Below are 22,533 nucleotides of genomic sequence, written 5' to 3'. Positions count from 1 at the left end.
ATGGCCACCTTGCTGATCGTCGCGCCGGTGTTTGCGCTGATCGCGGCCGGCTATGCCGCGGTGCTGTTTCGCTTCGTCTCCGAGAGCGCGCACAAGGGCATCTCCGAATTCGCCTTCAGCATCGCGATCCCGGCGCTGCTGTTCCGCACCATCGTCGTGTCGGAATTCCCCGACGTCAGCCCCTACCGGATGTGGGGCGCCTATTACGGCGCGCTGGCCATCATCTGGATCGCGGCGCTGGCGATCTCGGCGCTGCTGCGCGCGCGGCGCGAGGATCGCGAGGACGGCGTCGTGTTCGCGATCGGCTCGGTCTACGGCAACATCGTGATGCTCGGCATTCCCCTGACGCTCTCGGCGCTGGGCAACGAGGCGGCAGGGCCGATGGCGCTGATCCTGTCGGTGAACACGCCGCTGCTCTGGCTCTGCGGCATCCTGCAGATGGAGCTGGTCAACCGCAAGCGGACCGGCTCGGCGCTGTCGGTGATCTGGCCCGTGCTCACCGATCTCGCCCGCAACCCGCTGATGCTGGCGATCGGTTTTGGCGTGGTCTGGCGCTTTACCGGCCTGGGCCTCACCCCCGTCGTCGACCGCACGATCGAGCTCCTGGCGCAGGCGGGCTCGCCGACCGCGCTGATCGCGCTCGGCATCAACCTGTTCCGCTTCGAGGTGAAGGGCGAAAAGCTGAGCATCCTGGTGATGTGCGCGCTGAAGCTAGCGGCGATGCCGGCGGCCGCGTTCGTGCTGGCAAGACTGCTCGACCTGCCGCCGATCGCGGCCGGCGTCGTCGTGCTGTTCGCAGCAATGCCGACCGGCGCGAATGCGTACATCTTCGCGGTGCAGTATCAGCGGCTGGTGAACCCGGTGTCGGGCGCGGTGGCGCTGGGCACGCTGCTGGCGGCGGCGACGTTGCCGGTGGTGGTGTGGTTGGTGGCGCGCTGAGCACGCGCAGCACGATTCCAATGATTTTGCCTTTACACGCGAAGGTCGCTAGGCTGCCCTGATACGTGTTGCAGGGAGGGTGACATGGCACAGCGCGAAGAGATGCTCGCATTGATCAGGACCGCCTACGCCGCGCGCGGCGAGGGCGACGTCGAAGGCCTGGTGATGGCTTTTCATCCCGAAGGCGCTTTCGCCTTGATGGGCGACAAGAGCGCACTCGAACTGACGGGACGCATGGAGGGGCACCCGACCTTGCGCGGGGCTTTCACTCAGTTCACTGCCACCTTCGGCTTCGAAAGCCGCGAAATCCTGGCCGAGCTGGTCGACGGCGACCGTGTCGCAGTCCATTCCCGGGTTGTCGTTCGATACAATCCGAGCGGAAAGACTTTCAGCACCGAGATCCTGGACCTCTTCAGATTTCAGGATGGCAAGATCGCCGAGCTGATCGAGTTTGCGGACACGGCGCAGATCAAGGCGATGATTGCGTGAGGGGCGGTGCAGCTCCGTCGGAGTTTCGTGCACTGTTACCGTAATTCGGCAACACGCTTGCCTGCGCGCCAGGCCATCTCCCAGAAGTCTGCCTCGAGCCGGGTGGCTTCCTTGAAGATCGCAGTCAGCTCGGCCTCGCGGGCCGGCGTGGCGTAGAGATCGGCGAGATAGTCGAGGTGCGCACGGGCTTTGGCAGCGACCTCCTGGTACGGCACGCCGGCGTACTCAGCGATCCAGACGCGATGGGCGTTCGTCGCAGCGTCAGCATTGGGTCGCGAAGCGAGCCGCGTTGCGATCTCGGCGTACCCGATCACGCAGGGGGCAAGCGCCACCTTGAGTGCCAGCAGGTCGCCGCGCATTCCCGCGTCGAGCACGTAGCGCGTATAGGCCAGCATCTCGGCCGCCGGAGGGGCTTGTTCAAGATCGGCCGGGGATAAGCCCCAATCGGCACAGAGCTTCACATGCAGGTTCATCTCGACATCGAGGATGGCCGAAAGGCCGGCCGCGGCTTCACGCATGTCGGCAAGGCTGGGCGACTTGTAGACCGCGAGCGCGTAGGCGCGGGCAAACTCGATGAGGAACAAATAGTCCTGAACGAGATAGTGACGAAACGCCGCTTCAGGGAGCGAGCCGTCTGCCAATCCGTTCGTGAAGGGATGCTCGGTGTAGGCCCGCCACTCAACGGATGCTGCTGTCTTGAGACGCTCGAAGAAACTCACGATCTTTTTCGCCCGGGTTGCTTGTCCATGAAATCTTTGGCTCGCTACCGATATCGCATTGCGAACCGAGGAGCTACGGTGACCGCGCACAAGATTGGCTTTGAGCGGCGTTGCGGAGAGGGCCCTCCCCGTGTCGAATGTTTGGTGCAAAATGGGTCATTCCAACGCCCCCGATTTTCTTCCCCGCTATATCCGTTCATTGGGGTCGATGGGTGCACCGCATGCCATGCCGCTGCTTCAAGGCCCTCGCAACACGAGCCGGCCGAGCAGCGCGGCGAGTTCGCTTTGCCTGGATATGCCGAGCTTTTGGAATACGCGCTTCAGCACGTTGCGCGCGGTGTCTTCGGCGATTCCGAGCCGGCCTGCAGCCTGTTTCGGCGGAACGCCCGAGCCCACCAGCGAGGCGATCCTGGCTTCCCCGAGCGTCAAGCCCAGGATGTCTCGCACGATGGCGGGATCCGGAGGCTCGGCAGATTTCTGCTCGATTGCGAGCACGATCGCTCGCGTGCGGGTCAGGAAGTGGTCGTCTGAAAGTGCGCCGGCGGTGATCGGGAGCAGGTAGATGACGAAGCGCCGACCTGTTGCACTCGACTCCACGAGAATGGGTCTCGGCTCGGCCAGCAGGTCGCGCGCCTCGGCGCGAAGCGTGCGCGTCATTGCGGTCTCGAATGGAGCCCGGCTCGCCGCGATGCGAACACGCAGACGATCGTTTGCGAGGTCGAACACCTCGCCGACAAGACTTTCGCCGACCGGATTGGCGAACAGCAGGCGCGCCGACCAGTCCAGCGCGAACACGCCGATGCCGACCCGCGCGAGGGCGTCGCCAAGGCCGAGATTGGCCAGCTCGGTATCAAGCAGCCTGATCGACAGGCGCAGCGATTTCTCCGCATGGCGCCCGAGCGTCGCGATGAGGTCCAGCTCGGCGTCGGAGAATTGCAGCTTGGCGAAAGCGCGCTGCACGCTGAGCGCCACGATGATCCGCGGATCGGGCGACACGCCTATCGATCCGAACCAGCCCAAGCCGTGCCTTGCAAGGAAGTCCGTACTGAACGGATGGTTGAGGTAGGAATCGTCGATCGGGCCGATGTGCCGGTCGGTGAAGGGCTCGCCGCTGACGTAAAGGCCGGCCGAGACACACCGCTCGGCCTTGAAATCGTGCTGCGCCCAACGCTCCCCATAGTCGCCGAGCGCCGGCCCGAGGCTTTCGGAGGCGATGGCTCCGAACGCCCCGTCGTCCCTCCGCCATTGCAGGATCGCGCCCGCGTCTTCGAAGCAGTCCGCGATCTTGCCAAGTGCGGATGGCCACAATGACGGGCTCGCTGCCGTATCGTAGATCGCTTCGACGGCGGCGAGGAGACGCTCGGTGGCTGCGGGCATGAGGGTCCGATCGATCAGAGAACTCGTTCAGGTTACACGAGATTCCCTTCCAGCAAGCGCGGCCGGGCCGCTTTTACCGGGTTTTGCCCCCCGAGTTCTACGGACAGCCAGCTGTGGGGGTTGGTTGCAGCAGGAGCGAAGCGGCCGGGCGCGGCCTCGGATTTTCGGGGCGAGCGCCGCCAACCAGACCCGTTTGGGTCATGCGACGGTCTGGCGAGGTCTATTGGATAAATAGTCGCTGGCTGGAAGTCCTTTCAATGACATCGCTGTTCGTATTGCCTCACGCCGTGATGCGGCCGCGCCGAAGCGGCGAGGCTGTGTTCAACCTGCACTCGGCCGCGCCATGACCAACGACCGCAAAGAAGACGTGCGGTGTTTCTGCTGCGGGGAGACATCGGAGCAATTGGTCCTTTCGCGCTCCAGCCAGCTCGGCGTCAGGGATCTCGATCTACGTTCCGGAATGATGCCGTCCACCATGGGCGGCTGGCTGCAGGAATGTCCGAACTGCGGCTACGTGGCGACCGACCTGGCGAAAGGAGACGAGTGCGACCGCCTATTTGTTCAGACGGAGCAGTATGCAGCGCTATGCGAGCTTCCTCAATTTTCGCGGCGATCGTCCCGCTTTCTGCTCCGCGCCGCGATCGAGCTCGCGCGGGAGGATTTCGAGCGAGCATTCGACTCCACGCTGTGCGCGGCAGGGGATGCGGATGACTGCAATCTCCCGGACATTGCGCGCGGGTTACGAAAGATTGCGAGTCGCTATCTTGCCGGCCGTCCGCTGACCGTCGACTTGCGCGTGAGCTTGCTGGATGTGCTTCGCCGCGTGTCCGACTGGGCCGCTGCGGCCGCGCTCGCTGTGGAATTGATGGGCGAAAATTTGGGGCAGCCGCATGCCGCAATTGTCTGCTTTCAGCTCGGCAGGATCGAAGCACGAGATGACCGCTGTTACACGCTCAGCCAGGTTTTGCGTTCGAACCACGATCCGGAGGCTTCCAACGATGATGCCGAACATCTGGAGCATGTCGTGCACGTGTTGGGCCGACTGAAGCGTCGATGATCGTCCGTAATCTAAAGAGAGGTGGTACAGTTGGGTGGGCTCGAACCACCGACCTCCTGTTCCACAGACAGGCGCTCTAACCAACTGAGCTACAACTGCATCCTGGCGAGCCGCGCCTTGGGGGGCCCTGAAAAGGGCCGGTCACCGAGGGGGGGCTGGACGGGGCGGAAACTAGGTGCAACGGGCGTTTTTGGCAAGGCCGCAAGACCCCCAAATCGTCCCCTAAGCGACGTTATTTCCAAAGCAAAACCCGGGCCTCGCGGCCCGGGTTTGTTATCGAGAACCGGCCGGCCGGATCAGGCGGCGGGCTTGTAGAACTTCGAGGCGCTGGCCTTGATCGGCTCGGCGGTCTCGGCGGCGACGCGCTGGGTCAGCTCGACCAGCTCCTTGGCCTGAGACTGGAAGGTCTCGAGCTGGGTACGGGTATGGCCGGTCCACAGCTCCATCGCTTCGGCCGGCGACTTCAGGCCGAACAGCTGCTGGGCGAAGTCCAGCTGGGCGTTGCTGTTGGCCTTCATGAATTCCACCAGCTTGGCGGTGTACTCGCTCGCGCCCTTGCTGGCGCAGGTGAACACGGCCTCGACGGTGCCGTTGTGGGTTTCGGCGGCGTCCTTGAACTTGGCGTAGCTCTCACGGGCCTGCGACACGCCCTTTTCGGCGAACGCACGCATCTGCTCGGGGACCTCGAACGGAATGATCGAGGCAGAAAACGGATCAGTCGCACCTGTCATGGTTGTCCCTCACGATAATGAAAAATGGAGTGAGCCTTCTGGCGCGCCCGCCGGCCCCCGGTCTGGGCCGTCACACATTGAGCGGGTACGAAAGACTGGAAACGCGAAACAAACGAGATGGCTCGCCCAGCGCCCAGCATTATGGCTGCCTATCATGTCAACATTGTGCAGCGCAATGCAGCGGCAGGGTGCGTCGCGATATTTAATCTAGGTCAGGGCGAGGTTCCGGGCTGGGGGAACCGGGGGTTGAGGTAAGGGGGTGAGTGCTTTGCCCGGCGGGTCTTTCTTACCCTCCCCTGGAGGGGGAGGGTCGGTCGCGCGTAGCGCGAGCGGGCTGGGGTGATCTCTCCCCCGGGCAGTGTGCGATGTGGAGAGACTGTCACCCCACCTCGGCTCGCATTTCGCTCCATGCGAACCGATCCTCCCCCTTCAGGGGAGGATGGGGACCTTTGATGCCGCGCGGCCTGTGACCGCTCCTCCCTTCGAATCCCTTGGATGAACCGGGCCGCGGCTTGCGGGTTCGGGCTGATTAAGGTTATCGCGGCTTAGGGCCGCCGCCGGGGACCGGGGCCGTGGACCTGCCTGCGGGCGCGGGCGATACTAACCCTTTCTTAAGGCTGTCATTCCCGGCAGCCGCCAGCTTCAAGCGCGAGACACAGCCGGTCGGATGACGAGTTCGGATTTCCAGTTGCGAGGTGTGGGCGATCCCCGGCTGGCCGTGCATGCGACCTCGCCGCTCGCGACCTGGCTGTGGTCCACCGACGGCGCGCGCGTGCTGTGGGCCAATCCGGTCGGCGCAAAGCTGTTCGGCGCGGCGAATGGCGCAGCGCTCGCGGAGCGGATCTTTGGCCCGGCGGACAGCCATCGCCGCCAGGTTGCCCGGCTCGCCCGGCAGTTGCCGGCGAGCGGCACCGTGCGGCTCGAACGGCTGCGCGGCTTCGGCGCCCGGCTCGGCATGCTGATGACCTGCGCCTGCGCCCGGCTCGACTTTGCCGATGGCGGACACGCCGTGCTCGTCACCGCGATGGACCCGACCTTGCGCACCATGCCGCTGGTCGAGCGGCTGCATCGCCTGGTCGAGGGCGCGAAGATGCCGATGGCGGCATTCGCGCCCGACGGCCTGTTCGTCGGCGCCAGCGAGGCCGCCCGCTCCCTGCTCGGCTTTCGCGATCTCGGCGAGGCCGGCCTCGAACAAGCGCGCAGCGATGCGCTTCGCGCGGGCCGCGTCGAAACGCCGATCGGCATCGGGCAGATGGTGCTGCAACGGGTCGGCATCGGCGCCGATGTCGGCCTGATCGCGCTGATCGAGCCGGCCACGCAAGCAGCGCCCGCGGCGGCCGTGCCCGAGAGTGCGGCGGAAACCGCAAACGAGGCGCCGGTTGAACCTGCGCAGCAGGCCGCAGCCATGCCGAGCGAGCCGCCACCGTCGCAGGACGGATCGGCCGGGATCTCGTTGTTCGATGCGTTCGCCGAGCCGATCGAGGCCGAAGAGCCCGTTCGAGAGCCAGCTCGCGAAGCGCCGGACCAGAGCGCCGACATCGCGCCAAAGACTCCGGTTGAAAACCCGCATCAAGCCATCGTCTCGCCGCAGGCTGCGCCGATCGCTCCCGGCATGGTCGAGCCGCTGTCGGGCCAGCAATCGTCTGGCCGGGAATCGTCGGGCCAAGAGCCGCCCGCACCGCGTCAGCATCCGCTGCGCTTCCTCTGGCAGATGGATGCGGAGGGCCGCTTTGTGCTTCTCTCCGACGAATTCATCCGCCTGATCGGCGCGCACACCGCCGCCGGCTTCGGCCGTCCTTGGCGCGAGATCGCCGAGGAATTCTCACTCGATCCTGAGGGGCGCGTCGCGGAGGCGCTTGCAAGCCACGACACCTGGGCCGGGATCACCGTGAACTGGCCGGCTGACGGCGGCGAGCATCTGCCGGTCGAGCTCGCGGGCCTGCCGGTCTACGACCGCGAGCGCAACTTTGCCGGCTTCAAGGGCTTTGGCGTCTGCCGCGATCTCGACGGCCTCAACCGTCTGGAAGCACTCAGGCGCTTCGAGACGGTGGCCGAACCGCCGGCGCAGCACGGCCCGTCGGCCGAACTGGTCGCGCCCGAGCCCGAGGCCGAGCCGGTCGCGGAGGCGCCGCCTCCGCCAATCGAGCCGCCCGCATCCGAGCCCGAGCCAACATCCGAACCCGAACTGCCCGAACCCACCAGCGACGCGAATTCACATCCAACCGATCCGGACATCTCAGTGGAAACGCCAGTCGAAACCCCTCCGAATGTCGTGCCGTTCCGCCCGCACGGCGATGTCAGATCACCCAGTGATCAGAGATCGCCGACGCTGACGCCGGTCGAGAACAGCGCGTTCAACGAGCTCGCCCGGCAATTGTCCGAACGGCTCGAACGCGAGCGCGAGACGATCGCGGCAGAAGCTTCCGAGCCCGTGGCGGAGATCACCACCGAGCCACCGGCGCCGGAGCCCTCACCGCCGCAAGCTGCGGCCGAATGGCTGAGCGAGCCCGCGCCGCCGCCACGCGGCGCCAGCGCGCGCGACCGCACCCTGCTCGACCTGTTGCCGACGGGCATCCTGATCTACCGGCTCGACCGCCTGCTCTACGCCAACCCCGCCTTCCTCGCGCGCATGGGCTATGCCGGCATCAACGCGCTGGAGAATGCCGGCGGGCTCGATGCGCTCTATGTCGAGCCGGGCGTGTCCTCGGCCAGCAGCACCTCGCAAGCCGGCACGCCTGTCACGATCAGCGCGACGCTCGCGAACGGTGAAGCGCCGCTTGCGACCACCGAAGCGCATCTGCACACGATCGACTGGGACGGCGAGAGCGCGCATGCGCTGATCTGCGCGCTGCCGCAGGCGCCCATCGTCGCGGCGGCGCCTGTCATCGCAGAGACCGTCGTCGTCGAGCCCATCGTCGCCGAATCCTTCCCCTACGCGCCCGAGCTCGAATCCGCGGCCGGCGATGCCGATGCCGAGGATCTCGCCGCGATCCTCGACACCACCGCCGAAGGCATCGTCATGTTCGATGCCGAAGGCAACATCCACGCCTGCAACCGCAGCGCCGAGGCGCTGTTCGGCTATGACGGCACCGAGCTGCTCGAGCAGAATCTGACGACGCTGTTCGCGCCGGAGAGCCGGCAGATCGTCGCCGACTATCTCGAAAGCCTCAAGAGCCAGGACATTTCGAGCCTGCTCGACCACGGCCGCGAGGTGCTGGGACGCGAGAGGAAGGGCGGCGTCATTCCGCTCGCGATGATCATGGGCCGCACGCGGCCGGACGGCCCGAACTTCTTCGCCGTGTTCCGCGACTTGTCGCAGAGCAAGAAAGGCGAGAGCGAGCTGACGCAGGCCCGCCACCTCGTCCACAGCGCGGCCAATGCCAAGGCCGACATGCTGGCGCGGATCAGCCACGAGATCCGCACGCCGCTCAACGCCATCATCGGCTTTGCCGAGGTGATGATCTCCGAACGCTTCGGCACGCTCGGCAACGAGCGCTACGGCGAATACATGAAGGACATCCGCGCCTCCGGCGAGCGCGTCATCGCGATCATCGACGATCTGCTGGAGCTGTCGCGGATCGAAACCGGCAAGCTCGATCTCAATTTCGCCAACCTCAGCCTCAACGACCTCGTCGAAGCCTGCGTGACCGTGATGCAGCCGCAGGCCAATCGCGAGCGCATCATCATCCGCACCTCGCTCGCGCATGCGCTGCCGCAGGTCACGGCTGACGCGCGCGCGATGCGGCAGATCACCATGAACCTGATCTCGAACTCGATCCGGCTCGCCAGCGCCGGCGGCCAGGTCATCGTCTCCACCGCGCTGTCCGACCGCGGCGAGATCGCGCTGCGCATCCGCGATACCGGCCATGGCCTCTCCGAGCGCGAAGTCGCCGCCGCGATGGAGCCGTTCCGCACCCCGCCGCCCGGGGACGCCGCGGACAATTCGGCGCTAAGCCTGTCGCTGACCAAGGCCCTGGTCGAAGCCAACCGCGCCCGCTTCAACATCAAGAGCGCGGGGAATTCCGGCACGCTGATCGAAGTGGTGTTCGCGCCGGTGGTGGCGGGGGCGTAGCAGTCACCACAAGCTCGTCATGCCCGGGCTTGTCCGGGCATGACGACACGGAGCCTCACGCCGCGCGTACGGTGTCCAGAAACCTGCTGACCTCGAGCTTCAGACGGCTGCTGTCGTTCGACAGCGACTGCGCCGCGGAGAGCACCTGCGAGGAGGCAGATCCCGTCTCGGTCGCGCCCTGCCTGACGCTGCTGATGTTGGCGCTCACCTGCGTGGTGCCGGCAGCGGCATTCTGGACGTTGCGCGAGATCTCGCCGGTCGCGGCACCCTGCTCTTCCACGGCCGCGGCGATGGTGGACGATATCTCGGACAGGCGCTCGATGGTGCCGCCGATGGTCTTGATGGCGCCGACCGAATCCTCGGTCGCAACCTGGATGCTGGAAATCTGCTGACCGATGTCGCCGGTGGCCTTCGCGGTCTGCTCGGCCAGCGCCTTCACTTCCGAAGCCACCACGGCAAAGCCGCGCCCGGCCTCGCCGGCACGCGCGGCCTCGATGGTGGCATTCAGCGCCAGCAAATTGGTCTGACCCGCGATGGCGTTGATGAGCTCCACCACGTCGCCGATGCGCGCGGCCGCCTTCGACAATTCGCTGACGCGGTCGTTGGTCTGCCCGGCCTGGCTGACGGCTTCGCCGGCCATGCGCGCGGAGGCCTGCACCTGGCGGCTGATCTCGTGGACGGAGGCAGTCAGCTCCTCCGCTGCGGAGGCCACCGACTGCACGTTGGTCGCGGCCTCTTCGGAAGCCGCCTCGACGAGCGTGGCAAGCTCGGTCGAGCGGCTGGCGGTGGTGGTCAGCGATGTCGCCGACGCCTCGAGCTCGTTGGCGGCAGACGACACGGTCTCGACGATCTCGCCGATCGCGCCTTCGAAATCGTCGGCCATCCTGATCATGTCGGCGCGACGGCGCTCGGCGGCGAGCTTGTCCTGCCTGATCTTCTCTTCCGCCTCTTCCTGCGCCTTGCGCTCGGCATTGACCTTGAACGTCTCGACGGCCTGCGCGATCTCGCCGATCTCGTCGGGACGGCCGAGCCCGGGCAGCACGATGGCGAAATTGCCGTTGGCGAGCTCGATCATCGCCGCGCGCATGGCCGACAGCGGCTTGGAAACCGAGCGGCCGATGAAGATGCCGAGGCCGAGCACGCCGGATGCGATCAGCGCGATCGCGACGCCGATCCACCATTGGATGCTGTCGCGCTGGGCATCGTTCAGCCGGTCGGCTTCGACCCGGATCTGGTCGACCGATTTCGACACCTGCTCGATGACGGGCTCGACCGCGGAGAAGGCCTCCGACATCGCCTTGAGTTCGCTCGCCAGAGTCAGCGCGGTCTCCATCCAGGCGAAGAAGTCGCGCTGGTAATCGGCGAGCTTCTGGCGCAACTCGGCCTTCGCATCGCCGGGAATGGAGGGCTCGTCGAGGCCGGCCACAAACTCGGCCGCGCGCTTTTTCATGTCGTCGCCGTATCTGGCGTCGCGACGCAGCATGAAGTCCTTCTCGTGCCGGCGCATCATCAGCATGGTCACTTTGAGCGAGGGATTCCGGAGTTCGCCGACCTTGGTCTCGATGTCGTGGACCGAGGCCCGCAAGCGACCTTCGAGACCGGACTTTTCATCGAGCCCGAGCCGCTGTCTCTGCTCGACCACCGCGGCGAAGCGGGTCTGATAGGTCTTCAGCGATGCGGTCATCGCGTCGATCCTCGCGACCAGCTCGGGCTTGCCGAGCGCTGAAATCCTGGCGCGAAGCTTCTCGATATCGAGCGAAACCTGCTGGCTGATCTCGGCCTGGCGTTGCGCCCTGGCCGGCTCGCTGCGCAAGAGGAAGTCCTTCTCGGCGCGGCGTCCCTCGAGCAGCTCGACGGCGATCCTGTTGTTCAGCTCGAAGATGGTGCGCGCGTTCTCGGCGGCGCCCCGATAGAACGCCATCGCGTTCTCGCCGTACAGATGGATGCCGCCGATCAGGACGACACCGATGACACCGATGACGCCGATCGCGGTGATCTTGTGGGTGAGACGAAGGGAGAGCAATCGCATCTTGGTTTCAAAAATCGGTTGTGGCTGATGCGAGTATGAAACGTCAGGGCGAGGAAACTTCCGTTAATTTACCGGCACGTATGAATACGTACTTGTGCACGATACCCGCCATACGAGAGGTAACAGAGTCCAACGCCAGGTTTAGACCGGCATGTTATGCACGGTGAGATGCACAGGCGCGGACAAAAAAACACGGCGCTCGTGGCGCCGTGCTGTCATGTCTTCAAGCCGTCGGTTGCGGTCCGGATCAGCTGTAGATCTCGAACAGGCCGGCGCCGCCCTGGCCGCCGCCGATGCACATCGTCACCACGCCCCACTTCGCCTTGCGGCGCGCGCCTTCCTGCAGCAGATGGCCGGTGAGGCGGGCGCCGGTCATGCCGAAGGGGTGGCCGATCGCGATCGAGCCGCCGTTGACGTTGTATTTGGCGGGATCGATGCCGAGCTGGTCGCGGCAGTACAGGCACTGGCTGGCAAAGGCTTCGTTGAGCTCCCACAGATCGATGTCGTCGACCTTCAGGCCGGTGCGCTTGAGCAGCTTCGGGATCGCGAACACCGGGCCGATGCCCATCTCGTCGGGCTCGCAGCCCGCGGTCGCCCAGGCGACGAAGCGGCCGAGCGGCTTGAGGCCGCGCTTCTCGGCGTCCTTGGCTTCCATCAGCACCACGGCGGCGGCGCCGTCCGAGAGCTGGCTGGCATTGCCGGCGGTGACGAACTTGCCGGGGCCCTTCACCGGCTCGAGCTTGGCGAGGCCTTCCATCGTGGTCTCGGGCCGGTTGCACTCGTCGCGATCGACGACGTAGTCGACGATGCTCTCCGCCTTGGTGGCCTTGTCGACGACCTTCATCTTGGTCTTCATCGGGACGATCTCGTCCTTGTACTTGCCCGCCTGCTGCGACGCCGCCATGCGGCGCTGCGATTCCAGCGAGAACTCGTCCTGATATTCGCGGCTGAGCTTGTAGCGCTCGGCGACGATGTCGGCGGTGTCGATCATCGCCATGAAGATGTCGGGCGCGACCTTGAGCAATTCCGGATCGATCGATTCCTTCGGCGTGCCGCCGCCCGGCATCGAGATGCTCTCGACCCCGCCGGCGACGATGCAGTCGGCGCCGTCCGAGCGGATCGAGTTGGCGGCCATCGCGATGGTCTGCAGTCCCGAGGAGCAGAACCGGTTCACCGAGACGCCGGCGGTGGTCTTCGGCAGTCCGGCGAGCAGCGCGGCCTGGCGGCCGATGTTGGGCGCGCCATGGGCGCAATTGCCGAGATAGCAGTCCTCGACATAGTCCTTGTCGACGCCGGCGCGCTTCACCGCGTGCTGGATGGCGTGCGCCGCGAGCGACATCGGCGGCGTGATGTTGAACCCGCCGCGGCCGGATTTTGCGAGGCCCGTGCGCGCATAGGAAACGATGACGGCTTCACGCATGTGTTTCTCCCTTGTCGAGCGATTTTGAACGGAGCGCTCTTTGAACGAGTTGTCCTGGCGCCATTGGTACACAAAGTTTGAAGGCTGCGGAAAATAAAAACGCCGCCTCCGGTGACGGAGGCGGCGTTGTTCCGCGGGTCGGAATATGTCAGCGTCTCAGAACGTCAGCGCCTTGACCTGCTTGACCTGCGGCAGGGCCTGCACCTTGGCGAGCACGTCCGCCGGGACCGCGCCATCGACCTCGACCAGCGCGATAGCGTCGCCGCCCTGCTCGACGCGGCCGAGATGGAAGGTCGCGATGTTGATCTTGGCGTCGCCCAGCAGGCCAGCGAAACTGCCGATGAAGCCTGGCTTGTCCTCGTTGGTGACATAGATCATCGACTTGCCGAACTCGGCGTCGACGCGGATGCCCTTGATGTCGACCAAACGCGGCTTGCCGTCGTGATAGACGGTGCCGGAGACCGAGCGCTCCTGGCGTTCGGTCGCGACCTTCACGGTGATCAGGCTCTCATAGTCGCTCTGGGCGGCGCGCACGATCTCGTCCACCACCATGCCGCGCTCCTTGGCGACGACGGGCGCGGACACCACGTTGACCTCGCCCAGCATCGGCCGCAGCAGGCCCGACAGCACGGCGGAGGTGATCGCCTTGATCTTCATCTCAGCGACGTGGCCCTCATAGGTGATCTCGACCTTGAGGATGCCGGTCTCGGTGAGCTGGCCGGCGAACGAGCCGAGCTTCTCGGCGAGCGAGATGAACGGCTTCAGCTTCGGCGCTTCTTCCGCCGTGATCGAGGGGAAGTTGACCGCGTTCGAGATCGCGCCGGTGAGCAGGTAATCCGACATCTGCTCGGCGACCTGGAGCGCGACGTTCTCCTGCGCTTCGGTGGTGGAGGCGCCGAGATGCGGCGTGCAGATCACGTTGGGATGGCCGAACAGCACGTTGGCGTTCGCGGGCTCCTCGACGAAGACGTCGAACGCGGCGCCGGCGATGTGCTTGGAATTGAGTGCATCGACCACCGCCTGCTCGTCGACGAGACCGCCGCGCGCGCAGTTGATCAGGCGCACGCCCTTCTTCATCTTGGCGATTGCGGCAGCGTCGATGATGTTCTTCGTCTTCTCGGTCAGCGGCGTGTGCAGCGTGATGAAATCGGCACGCTTGAGCAGGTCGTCGAGCTCGACCTTCTCGACGCCGATGTCCTTGGCGCGCTCCGGCGACAGGAACGGATCGAACGCGATCACCTTCATGCGCAGGCCGAGCGCGCGGTCGGCGACGATCGAGCCGATGTTGCCGCAGCCGACGACGCCGAGCACCTTGCCGGTGATCTCGACGCCCATGAAGCGGTTCTTCTCCCACTTGCCGGCCTGGGTCGAGGCGTCGGCCTGCGGGATTTCGCGCGCGAGCGCCAGCATCAGGGTGACGGCATGCTCGGCGGTCGTGATCGAATTGCCGAACGGCGTGTTCATCACGATGATGCCCTTGGCCGTGGCGGCGGGAATCTCGACGTTGTCGACGCCGATGCCGGCGCGGCCGATCACCTTGAGGTTGGTCGCCTTGTCGAGAATCTTTGCGGTCGCCTTGGTCGCGGAGCGGATCGCAAGGCCGTCGTAATTGCCGATGATCTCGGCCAGCTTGTCCTTGTCCTTGCCGAGACTGGGCTGGAAGTCGACCTCGACGCCGCGATCTTTGAAGATCTGCACGGCAGCGGGCGAGAGCGCATCGGAAATGAGAACTTTGGGTTTGGTCATGGGATGTCTTCCTTCACACCCTCCCCTGGAGGGGGAGGGTCGGCGCGAAGCGCCGGGGTGGGGTGAAGCTGCGAATTCGAAATTCGCCAGTGCGCCGTGTGGAGAGATCACCCCACCCCGCCGCACCTGACGGTGCGTCGACCCTCCCCCTCCAGGGGAGGGTCAGAACTCAGGCTGCCTTGGCGAGCGTGGCCTTGGTCTCGGCAAAAGCCCAATCGATCCACTGCGTCAGCATCTCGACGTCCTTGGCCTCGACGGTGGCGCCGCACCAGATGCGCAGGCCGGCCGGCGCATCGCGATAATACGCGAAGTCGTAGCCGGCACCTTCCTTCTCCACCAGCGCCACCAGCTTCTTGGAGAAGTCGGCTTGCGCATCCTCGGACAGCGAGGTGATGGCGGGATCGGTGAACTTCAGGCACACCGAGGTGTTGGAGCGGATCGCGGCGTCCTTGGCCAGGAAGTCGATCCAGGGCGTCTTCGCCTTCCAGTCGGCGAGCACCTTGGTGTTGGCATCGGCACGCGCGATCAGCGCCTTGAGGCCGCCGATCGACTTGGCCCAGTTCAGCGCATCGAGATAATCCTCGACGCAGAGCATCGACGGCGTGTTGATGGTCTCGCCGACGAAGATGCCCTCGTTGATCTTGCCGCCCTTGGTCATGCGGAAGATCTTCGGCAGCGGCCAGGCCGGCTTGTAGGTTTCGAGCCGCTCCACCGCGCGCGGGGAGAGGATCAGCATGCCGTGCGCGGCCTCGCCGCCGAGCGCCTTCTGCCAGGAGAAGGTGACGACATCGAGCTTGGCCCAGTCCAGCGGCTGCGCAAACGCGGCCGAGGTGGCGTCGCAGATGGTCAGGCCTTCGCGGGTCGCGCTGATCCAGTTGGCATCAGGCACGCGCACGCCCGACGTGGTGCCGTTCCAGGTGAAGACGACGTCGCTCTTGGGATCGACCTTGGAGAGGTCGGGGATCTCACCATAGGCCGCATTCAGCTTGGTGACGTCCTTGAGCTTCAATTCCTTGACGATATCGCTGACCCAACCCTCGCCGAAGGATTCCCAGGCGAGCGTGGTGACGGGGCGCGCACCGAGCAGCGACCAGAGCGCCATCTCGACCGCGCCGGTATCGGAGGCCGGCACGATGCCGATGCGATAATCGGCGGGCACTTCGAGCACTTCGCGCGTGAGATCGATCGCGAGCTTGAGCTTGGTCTTGCCGACCTTCGCGCGATGCGATCGGCCGAGTGCTGCGTCCTTGAGATTTTGGGCGTTCCAGCCGGGGCGCTTGGCGCAGGGGCCGGAGGAGAAATGCGGCACGTTCGGCCGCGAAGCGGGCTTCGCTACAGTCATAATATCTACCCTTCCAGATAGTCAGCCTCCCGTTGGGGGGAGGTGTCCCGCCGCGGCTGATACGGGAAACAGGAAGAGTCGTCAAGGAAGTTCCGGCGTCTCACGGCGGCGTGATGGTGCTTCCGGTGCGATATCGGGGGATTCGACGACCGCGAGCGCATTCAGCAAGTCCGTGGCCTCGCTGATCAATTGCGCGGCTCTGCGGCGGCTGCCGACTTTCAAAATGCACTTGTCATTGGCCTGCACGACGTAATCGTTGCCGACCTTGATCATTGAATAGCTTGTCATCGAAATCCCCGAACCGACAGAGCCCGGTGTCTGAAGCTGCCGTAGCACCGTTCGTTCCCGGATCAACGTGAACGACGGCTGGGTAGTTTATCAGCTGTTAAGATGAACGAACGCGCGATCCGAATTCGCTGATCGCGCAAGGCTCGCGAGGAGCTGCCTCAAAAGCGGACAGTCATACCAACATGGCTCGCCGCGAATCCCAGCCGCTTGTAGAAGCGCCGCGCATCGACGCGGCTCGCATGCGTCAGCAACTCGACCAGATTGCAGCCGCGCGCCTTCGCTTCCGCAATCGCCCATTGCACCAACCGCTCGCCGATGCCGCGGCTGCGACAATCCGAAGCAACGCGAACGTCTTCCAGCAGGCCGCGCACGCCGCCTTGCGAGCTGATGCCCGGCAGGATCGCGAGTTGCAGGCAGCCGACCACCCTGCCCTCGCTCTCGGCAACCACGAGCGTGAGGTTCGGATCGCGCTCGACCCGCGCGAAGGCCTCGTAATAGGCGGCAGGCAACGGATCCTCGACGCGCTCGCGCGCGCGGCCGAGATGATCGTCGGCGAGCATCGCCACGATCGCAGGAACGTCGTCGCGGCGCGCGCGGCGAATGGAGACGGTTTCGGCGTTCATGTCAGACAACTCCAACCTCAGCGCGCCGGTGGGAGGCCGAGAAACGCTTCGACCTCCCCGATCCAGCGGCGGAGGGCGGCATAGCGGCCGAGATCGAAGCCGCCTTCATGCGCCACGCGGGTATAGGCGAGCAGCGAGACGTCCGCGAGCGAAACCTCTTCACCGGCGAAGAAGCGGCCGGCCGAAAGATGCTGCTCCATGCGGTCGAGCGCCGCATAGCCGCGCTTGACCTTTTCGGGGTCGAGCGCGGATGCGTCCTTGCCGAGATAAACGAGGAGGAAGCGGCACACCGCGATATAGGGCTCGTGGCTGTACTGTTCCCAGAACAGCCATTCGTCCATCTTGGCCGCAATGAAGGCGTCGCGCGGAACGAGCGCGCTGTCGCGGGCGAGATAGCGGATGATGGCATTGGACTGCGCCAGCGTGCGGCCGTCGTCGAATGCGACGGTGGGCACCTGGCCTGCGCCGTTCATCTCAAGGAATTGCGGCGTGCGCGTCTCGCCCTTGCGCGTGTCGATCTCGATCCATTGGTAGGGCAATGCGAGCTTGTCGCAGACCCACTTCACTTTCAGGCAATTGCCGGAATTGCTGTCGCCGTAGATCTTCATCGCTGCCGCCCCGCGTTGGAGCGACAGAGCATCAGCACGCAAGGGAGCTGTCAACCGCGGCGCGGCGAGGTCCCGTCAGAACTTGTAGCCGAGGCCGGCGCGGACGGTATTGATGCTGGTGTCGACCTGGGAAGTGAAGCGGATATATTCGTACTCCGCGCGCATGAACAAGCCGCCCACCAGATTGACGTCGACGCCGAGACCGGCGGTGTAGCCGTAGATCAGGTGATTGTGCTGGGCATCGGTCGAGGTCAACGGCGCCAGCGGCGTGTAGACCCCGAGCTGGGTCGCGCTCACGCGGTCCTGCACGCTGACGGTGCGCACGATGTCGGCATTACCGAGCGCGAGCCCCGCAAACATGTAGGGCAGGAAGCATCCCCATGCGTAGGCGGCGCGGCCGCGGAACGTTCCGATGTCGCTGATGTTGATCGAAGAGGTCGACGTCGCCGTGACATCATGGAAGTTGCCGTCGGACAGTGCAGTGGGGCTGACGCGCCGTTCGCTGGCCGACGACGATCCTCCGAACCTGCCATGCAGCCAGCTCACTTCGAGACCCAGGACGACGTCGTCCCATTGTGCATTGTATCCGACGAAGGCGCCGTAACCGGTGGTGCGCTGCGAGGCCTTGCCCAGTCCGAGATTCCACTGAGACACGCCCATCGAGCTCTCGATCAACGTATCCGCCAACAGGGCAGCCATCATGTTGCTGGTCGAGCCGTTGAAGTTCTCGTCGGACGAGCCATAACCGGCCTGTGCTCCGATATAGGAGCCTTGCCAGTTGACGCTGGACCGGGTGAGGCCGTCAGTGAAGCTGCCGCGCAGGATGGGAAGATCGGGCATGTCGGCCGCATGCGCGGCAGACACCGTCCCCAACATCGCCGCCGCCAACAAAAGGCCACGCATCGCAACGCTCCATCGAACTCGAACTTTCATCCGTGATCATGGCTCGTTAACCTTAACCAATGGTTGCGTTGGCCGCCTTCATCGCTACTCGCCATGAAAAATACGCAAAGCAAAACGGCGCGGGATGATCCCGCGCCGTTAAGAAGTCCTAACCGATCGAAGTGTCGATCAGCCCTTGGTGACGAGCGGCGCCGGCATGTAGGCCGGCGGGCTGTCGAGATTCCAGCGCACTCCGAACTTCAGGTCGTGCGAGGTGATATCCTTGAACTTGAAGACGTTGCCGGTGGTCCCTCCGGTGTAGTCCGACAGGACACCGGTTTGTCCTGGACCCAGGTCGACGTAGCTGTAGGCGAGTTCGAGGACGAGGTTGGGATTGACCTTATAAGCAAGACCGGCATGGGCCGCCCAGGCAAAATTCCACTTCGAACCGGTCGGTGCACTGGCGAAGCTCGTATTTCCGACTGCGAGGTTGTTTATGCCCGTGTCGGTGAAGTTCGCGATCGAAACGCGCGCGCCGCCGACGCCGGCACCGATGAACGGCGTGATGCACCACCACGTACCCAGGTCAACGTACGCGTTCGCCAAGACCAGCCATTCGGACTTGCTTGCACCGTAATTGTCGATGCCGCTGTAAGGCACGCCGCCCGCGGTTCCGGTGAAACGATCCGTTCCCTTGAAGTTCGAATTGCCGCGGTACTGCCCGGTCACGTCGGTACGGAACCAGTTGTTGAACCGGTAGCCGACGCCGACACCGTAGATGCCGGCCGCGTCGAACGAAGTCTGCTGATCAAACGAGGTGAGCTGCGAATAAGCCGACTCGCGACCGTAGCGCAGATCCTTCGTCTTCTGATTGCTGAAGCCGATGTCTCCGCGCAGATACCAGCCACCGAAATCGGCGGGCGGGGCCGGCGGCGCGTACATCGGAGGGGGCGCCGCGATCGGCATATCGGCAGCAAACGCCATCGACGAGATCAGGGTTGCCGCACCCGCGGCAAGGAAAGACTTAACGCTACGCATTGGCTTCGTCCTTTTGGCCGGTGAGGCAAATACACAGGCCTCACGTTCTGGAAACTCACGGAGCGGACGATGCCAGCAAATGCTTAAGCGCCACTTAACCCTAATTTTTAAGGTTGATTTTTCCTGACCGCTCGCGTGCACGGACGAGAAGCGTTGCAAAATTGCAGCGCATCGCGCCGCAATTGCTAACGATGTGTAAAGCCGCAGTGCAGCGGGAGAGAATCCGTTAACGCGCGTGCCGCGGCAGCTTGGGCAGGAACACCGCAAGCAGGCCGATCGCCGGCAGGTAGGCGCAGACCTGGTAGACGAACTCGATCGAGGTGTGGTCGGCGAGCTTGCCGAGCACGGCGGCGCCCAGCCCCCCGATGCCGAAGGCAACGCCGAAGAACACGCCGGAGATCATGCCGAATCTGTGCGGCACCAGCTCCTGCGCGAACACGATGATCGACGACGTCGTCGAGGATATGATCAGGCCGATGATGACTGACAGCACCGCGCTGCCGACGAGCCCGGCATAGGGCAGCGCCAGCGTGAAGGGCAGCGCGCCCAGGATCGAGATCCAGATCACGATCTTGCGGCCGAAGCGATCGCCCAAGGGACCGCCCAGAAACGCGCCGACCGCATTCGCCGCGAGGAAGATGAAGAGATAGATCTGCGCTGCCTGCGTCGACACGCCGAACCGGTCGATCAGGTAGAAGATGTAGTAGCTCGACAGGCTCGAGACGTAGAGCTGTTTTGAAAACAGCAGCGCCACCAGCACGAGCAGCGCAACGGCGACGCGGCGCGAGCTCGGCGCGTCGGGATGGGCCTGAACCGCCGCCGTCTTCTTCGCCTTGATCTGCGGCGCGTACCAGCGGCCGATGCGCCAGAGGATGAGGATCGCGAGGAAGGCGATCGAGGAGAACCAGGCGATGCTGCCCTGCCCGAACGGCACCACGATCAGCGCCGCCAGCACCGGCCCCATCGAGGTGCCGAAACTGCCGCCGAGCTGGAACACCGATTGCGCAAAACCGTAGCGGCCGCCGGAGGCGAGCCGCGCAATGCGCGCGGATTCGGGGTGAAACACCGCCGAGCCGAGACCGACCAGCGCGGCGGCGACCAGGATGACGAGATATTGGTGCGCGGCACTGAGCAGCAGGAGGCCGAAGAAGGTCGAGGCCATGCCGATCGCCAGCGAATAAGGCTGCGCCTTCTTGTCGGTGTAATGCCCGACCACCGGCTGCAGCAGCGAGGCCGTGAACTGAAAGGCGAGCGTGATCATGCCGATCTGCGCGAAGTCGAGCGCGTAGGTATCCTTCAGGATCGGATACACCGAGGCGATCAGCGACTGCATGGTGTCGTTGAGGAAGTGCGAGAAGCTGATGCCGGCGAGCACGACATAGGCCGGCCCGGCCGCTTTGGCGGCGGGTGCCACGTCAGCCACGACGACGGGCTCGGTCAGGGTTTCCTCTGAGACGACGACAGGCTTGTTCAATGCAGCGGCCCCGGCGCGGCAGATTGCCGCGACCTGCTGATTACGATACGGGCGCGGGCCGATCCAGCGCCAATCGCAAATGGCTGGGATGCACTCGCTCTGAGCAGCGCGACCCTGCATGGTTCGAGACGCCCGCTTTCAGCGGGCTCCTCACCATGAAGGTCTGGATCTCGTCAGGAAAATGGAATCGTAGGGTGGGCAAAGGCGCCCTTGCGCCGTGCCCACGATCTTTCCGATACGGCAACAGGAGCGTGGGCACGCTTCGCTTTGCCCACCCTACGGCACTGTGCTTGGGACCTCAGGCCGCCGCCTGGCCGAGCGCGGAGACGATGGTGTCGACGACGTCCTCGACCAGGATGCGGTCTTCGCCCTCGCCCATGACGCGGATCACCGGCTCGGTGCCGGAGGAGCGGATCAAGAGGCGGCCGTGGCCGTTGAGCCGTTTCTCGCCGTCGGAGATCGCCGACTTGACGTCGGAATCGTCGAGCGGCTTGCCGCCCTTGTGGCGGACGTTCTTGAGGATCTGCGGCAGCGGATCGAAGCGGTGGCAGACTTCCGACACGGGCCGACGCAGCTTCTGCACCACCGCCAGCACTTGCAGCGCAGCGACAAAACCGTCGCCGGTGGTGGCGTAGTCGGACAGGATGATGTGGCCCGATTGCTCGCCGCCGAGATTGTAACCGCCGTTCAGCATCTGCTCGAGCACGTAGCGGTCGCCGACCGGCGTGCGCACCAGATCGAGCCCCTGCCCTTTCAGGAAGCGCTCGAGCCCGAGATTGGACATCACGGTGGCGACGATGCCGGGACGCGACAGGCGGCCGTCTTCCTTCCAGCTCTGCGCGATCACCGCGAGCAGCTGGTCGCCGTCGACGACATGACCGCGCTCGTCGACCAGGATGACGCGATCGGCGTCGCCGTCCAGCGCGATGCCGATGTCGGCGCGCATCTCGCGCACCTTCCGCGACAGTGCTTCCGGCGAGGTCGACCCGCAATCCTTGTTGATGTTGAAGCCGTCGGGCTCGACGCCGATCGGCACGACGTCGGCGCCCAACTCCCACAGCGCTTCCGGCACCACCTTGTAGGCGGCGCCGTTGGCGCAATCGATCACGACGCGCAGGCCGTCGAGCGAGAGGTCTCGCGGCAGCGTGCGCTTGGCGAATTCGATGTAGCGGTCATGCACGCCGTCGATGCGGCGGGCGCGGCCGAGGCTCGCGCTCTGTGCCAGCCGCTTGTCGATGGGCTCGTCGAGCAGCTGCTCGATCTGCCGCTCGACGTCGTCGGAGAGCTTGAAGCCCTGCGGGCCAAACAGCTTGATGCCGTTGTCCTCGAACAGATTGTGCGAGGCCGAGATCATGACGCCGAGATCGGCGCGCATCGACTTGGTCAGCATCGCAACCGCCGGCGTCGGCATCGGGCCGACCAGCAGCACGTCCATGCCGACCGAGGTGAAGCCGGCGACCATCGCGTATTCGATCATGTAGCCGGACAGGCGGGTGTCCTTGCCGATCACGACCCGGTGGCGGTGGTCACCGCGCTGAAACGCAAGGCCTGCGGCCTGGCCGACCTTGAGCGCGAGCTCCGGCGTGATCAGTCCGTTGGCGCGGCCCCGAATCCCGTCCGTCCCGAAATATTTGCGACTCATATCGTCCCCCGAGCAACAACCAGGGGATCCCCTCTACAACTACGGGCTGCCCGAACG

The 22,533-nt window shown here is 65.0% G+C and carries 18 protein-coding genes and 1 tRNA gene; 4 read left to right on the top strand and 15 right to left on the bottom strand.

Going from position 1 to position 22,533, the window contains the following annotated elements; genetic code table 11:
* Window positions 1-939 carry an AEC family transporter gene (locus tag RAD10_RS05865; RefSeq protein ID WP_461616699.1) on the top strand — a complete coding sequence of 313 codons (939 nt, stop codon included), beginning with the start codon at window positions 1-3 and terminating at the stop codon, window positions 937-939.
* An 84-nt stretch (window positions 940-1,023) separates the two neighbouring features.
* Window positions 1,024-1,428 carry a nuclear transport factor 2 family protein gene (locus RAD10_RS05860; protein WP_461616698.1) on the top strand — a complete coding sequence of 135 codons (405 nt, stop codon included), beginning with the start codon at window positions 1,024-1,026 and terminating at the stop codon, window positions 1,426-1,428.
* A gap of 35 nt (window positions 1,429-1,463) precedes the next feature.
* Here the strand turns inward: RAD10_RS05860 and tenA are convergent, their stop codons facing one another.
* Together tenA and RAD10_RS05850 are read right to left on the bottom strand one after the other, a co-directional pair.
* Complete coding sequence (tenA, locus tag RAD10_RS05855) at window positions 1,464-2,147, bottom strand: thiaminase II (RefSeq protein ID WP_461617058.1); 684 nt, start codon at window positions 2,145-2,147, stop codon at window positions 1,464-1,466.
* Between the two features lie 237 nt (window positions 2,148-2,384).
* Entirely contained in the window at window positions 2,385-3,524 is a 1,140-nt protein-coding gene (locus RAD10_RS05850; protein ID WP_461616697.1) for a helix-turn-helix transcriptional regulator, read from the bottom strand.
* A gap of 343 nt (window positions 3,525-3,867) precedes the next feature.
* Between RAD10_RS05850 and RAD10_RS05845 the strand changes: the two genes are divergently transcribed.
* Window positions 3,868-4,581 (top strand): hypothetical protein, encoded by a 714-nt coding sequence (locus RAD10_RS05845; protein WP_461616696.1) that lies wholly within the window; start codon window positions 3,868-3,870, stop codon window positions 4,579-4,581.
* 22 nt (window positions 4,582-4,603) lie between these two features.
* On the opposite strand, the gene RAD10_RS05840 is transcribed toward RAD10_RS05845, so the two are convergent.
* A tRNA-His gene (locus RAD10_RS05840) sits at window positions 4,604-4,680 on the bottom strand.
* Between the two features lie 197 nt (window positions 4,681-4,877).
* Window positions 4,878-5,312 carry a phasin gene (locus RAD10_RS05835; protein WP_461616695.1) on the bottom strand — a complete coding sequence of 145 codons (435 nt, stop codon included), beginning with the start codon at window positions 5,310-5,312 and terminating at the stop codon, window positions 4,878-4,880.
* A 667-nt stretch (window positions 5,313-5,979) separates the two neighbouring features.
* On the opposite strand from RAD10_RS05835, the gene RAD10_RS05830 reads away from it, so the two are divergent.
* Window positions 5,980-9,384 carry a PAS domain-containing sensor histidine kinase gene (locus RAD10_RS05830; protein WP_461616694.1) on the top strand — a complete coding sequence of 1,135 codons (3,405 nt, stop codon included), beginning with the start codon at window positions 5,980-5,982 and terminating at the stop codon, window positions 9,382-9,384.
* A gap of 55 nt (window positions 9,385-9,439) precedes the next feature.
* On the opposite strand, the gene RAD10_RS05825 is transcribed toward RAD10_RS05830, so the two are convergent.
* The 11 genes from RAD10_RS05825 to glmM form a co-directional block, all read right to left on the bottom strand.
* On the bottom strand, window positions 9,440-11,413 hold the full coding sequence (locus RAD10_RS05825; protein ID WP_461616693.1) for a methyl-accepting chemotaxis protein: 1,974 nt from the start codon (window positions 11,411-11,413) through the stop codon (window positions 9,440-9,442).
* Between the two features lie 247 nt (window positions 11,414-11,660).
* Window positions 11,661-12,833 carry a thiolase family protein gene (locus RAD10_RS05820; protein WP_028140513.1) on the bottom strand — a complete coding sequence of 391 codons (1,173 nt, stop codon included), beginning with the start codon at window positions 12,831-12,833 and terminating at the stop codon, window positions 11,661-11,663.
* 156 nt (window positions 12,834-12,989) lie between these two features.
* Window positions 12,990-14,579, bottom strand: coding sequence for a phosphoglycerate dehydrogenase (gene serA, locus RAD10_RS05815; protein WP_461616692.1), 1,590 nt, complete (start codon window positions 14,577-14,579; stop codon window positions 12,990-12,992).
* Window positions 14,580-14,748: 169 nt separating this feature from the next.
* Window positions 14,749-15,921, bottom strand: coding sequence for a phosphoserine transaminase (locus RAD10_RS05810; RefSeq protein WP_461616691.1), 1,173 nt, complete (start codon window positions 15,919-15,921; stop codon window positions 14,749-14,751).
* 81 nt (window positions 15,922-16,002) lie between these two features.
* Entirely contained in the window at window positions 16,003-16,194 is a 192-nt protein-coding gene (locus RAD10_RS05805) for a hypothetical protein (protein ID WP_240536301.1), read from the bottom strand.
* 173 nt (window positions 16,195-16,367) lie between these two features.
* Entirely contained in the window at window positions 16,368-16,832 is a 465-nt protein-coding gene (locus tag RAD10_RS05800; RefSeq protein WP_461616690.1) for a GNAT family N-acetyltransferase, read from the bottom strand.
* A 17-nt stretch (window positions 16,833-16,849) separates the two neighbouring features.
* Window positions 16,850-17,440 carry a glutathione S-transferase family protein gene (locus RAD10_RS05795; RefSeq protein WP_092254995.1) on the bottom strand — a complete coding sequence of 197 codons (591 nt, stop codon included), beginning with the start codon at window positions 17,438-17,440 and terminating at the stop codon, window positions 16,850-16,852.
* A gap of 75 nt (window positions 17,441-17,515) precedes the next feature.
* Window positions 17,516-18,343: an outer membrane protein gene (locus tag RAD10_RS05790; protein WP_461616689.1), complete on the bottom strand. Its 828-nt coding sequence runs from the start codon at window positions 18,341-18,343 to the stop codon at window positions 17,516-17,518.
* A gap of 168 nt (window positions 18,344-18,511) precedes the next feature.
* Complete coding sequence (locus tag RAD10_RS05785; protein ID WP_461616688.1) at window positions 18,512-19,360, bottom strand: outer membrane protein; 849 nt, start codon at window positions 19,358-19,360, stop codon at window positions 18,512-18,514.
* Between the two features lie 226 nt (window positions 19,361-19,586).
* On the bottom strand, window positions 19,587-20,834 hold the full coding sequence (locus RAD10_RS05780) for an MFS transporter (protein WP_461616687.1): 1,248 nt from the start codon (window positions 20,832-20,834) through the stop codon (window positions 19,587-19,589).
* Between the two features lie 298 nt (window positions 20,835-21,132).
* Entirely contained in the window at window positions 21,133-22,476 is a 1,344-nt protein-coding gene (gene glmM / locus RAD10_RS05775; protein WP_461616686.1) for a phosphoglucosamine mutase, read from the bottom strand.
* Window positions 22,477-22,533 lie beyond the last annotated feature (57 nt).

It is taken from the genome of Bradyrhizobium sp. 23AC (assembly GCF_054863025.1).
The sequence above is the reverse complement of the archived record's forward strand: the minus strand, read 5'-3'. Positions and strand labels throughout refer to the sequence as shown.

Excerpts from the sequence above, each read along its gene's own strand:
- RAD10_RS05865 (WP_461616699.1), top strand. The coding sequence starts at position 1 with ATGGCCACCTTGCTGATCGTCGCGCCGGTGTTTGCGCTGATCGCGGCC.
- RAD10_RS05805 (WP_240536301.1), bottom strand. The coding sequence starts at position 16,194 with ATGATCAAGGTCGGCAACGATTACGTCGTGCAGGCCAATGACAAGTGC.
- glmM (WP_461616686.1), bottom strand. The coding sequence starts at position 22,476 with ATGAGTCGCAAATATTTCGGGACGGACGGGATTCGGGGCCGCGCCAAC.
- RAD10_RS05800 (WP_461616690.1), bottom strand. The coding sequence starts at position 16,832 with ATGAACGCCGAAACCGTCTCCATTCGCCGCGCGCGCCGCGACGACGTT.
- RAD10_RS05860 (WP_461616698.1), top strand. The coding sequence starts at position 1,024 with ATGGCACAGCGCGAAGAGATGCTCGCATTGATCAGGACCGCCTACGCC.
- RAD10_RS05820 (WP_028140513.1), bottom strand. The coding sequence starts at position 12,833 with ATGCGTGAAGCCGTCATCGTTTCCTATGCGCGCACGGGCCTCGCAAAA.
- RAD10_RS05790 (WP_461616689.1), bottom strand. The coding sequence starts at position 18,343 with ATGCGTGGCCTTTTGTTGGCGGCGGCGATGTTGGGGACGGTGTCTGCC.
- RAD10_RS05830 (WP_461616694.1), top strand. The coding sequence starts at position 5,980 with ATGACGAGTTCGGATTTCCAGTTGCGAGGTGTGGGCGATCCCCGGCTG.
- RAD10_RS05835 (WP_461616695.1), bottom strand. The coding sequence starts at position 5,312 with ATGACAGGTGCGACTGATCCGTTTTCTGCCTCGATCATTCCGTTCGAG.
- RAD10_RS05850 (WP_461616697.1), bottom strand. The coding sequence starts at position 3,524 with ATGCCCGCAGCCACCGAGCGTCTCCTCGCCGCCGTCGAAGCGATCTAC.
- RAD10_RS05810 (WP_461616691.1), bottom strand. The coding sequence starts at position 15,921 with ATGACTGTAGCGAAGCCCGCTTCGCGGCCGAACGTGCCGCATTTCTCC.
- RAD10_RS05785 (WP_461616688.1), bottom strand. The coding sequence starts at position 19,360 with ATGCGTAGCGTTAAGTCTTTCCTTGCCGCGGGTGCGGCAACCCTGATC.
- RAD10_RS05825 (WP_461616693.1), bottom strand. The coding sequence starts at position 11,413 with ATGCGATTGCTCTCCCTTCGTCTCACCCACAAGATCACCGCGATCGGC.
- serA (WP_461616692.1), bottom strand. The coding sequence starts at position 14,579 with ATGACCAAACCCAAAGTTCTCATTTCCGATGCGCTCTCGCCCGCTGCC.
- RAD10_RS05845 (WP_461616696.1), top strand. The coding sequence starts at position 3,868 with ATGACCAACGACCGCAAAGAAGACGTGCGGTGTTTCTGCTGCGGGGAG.
- RAD10_RS05795 (WP_092254995.1), bottom strand. The coding sequence starts at position 17,440 with ATGAAGATCTACGGCGACAGCAATTCCGGCAATTGCCTGAAAGTGAAG.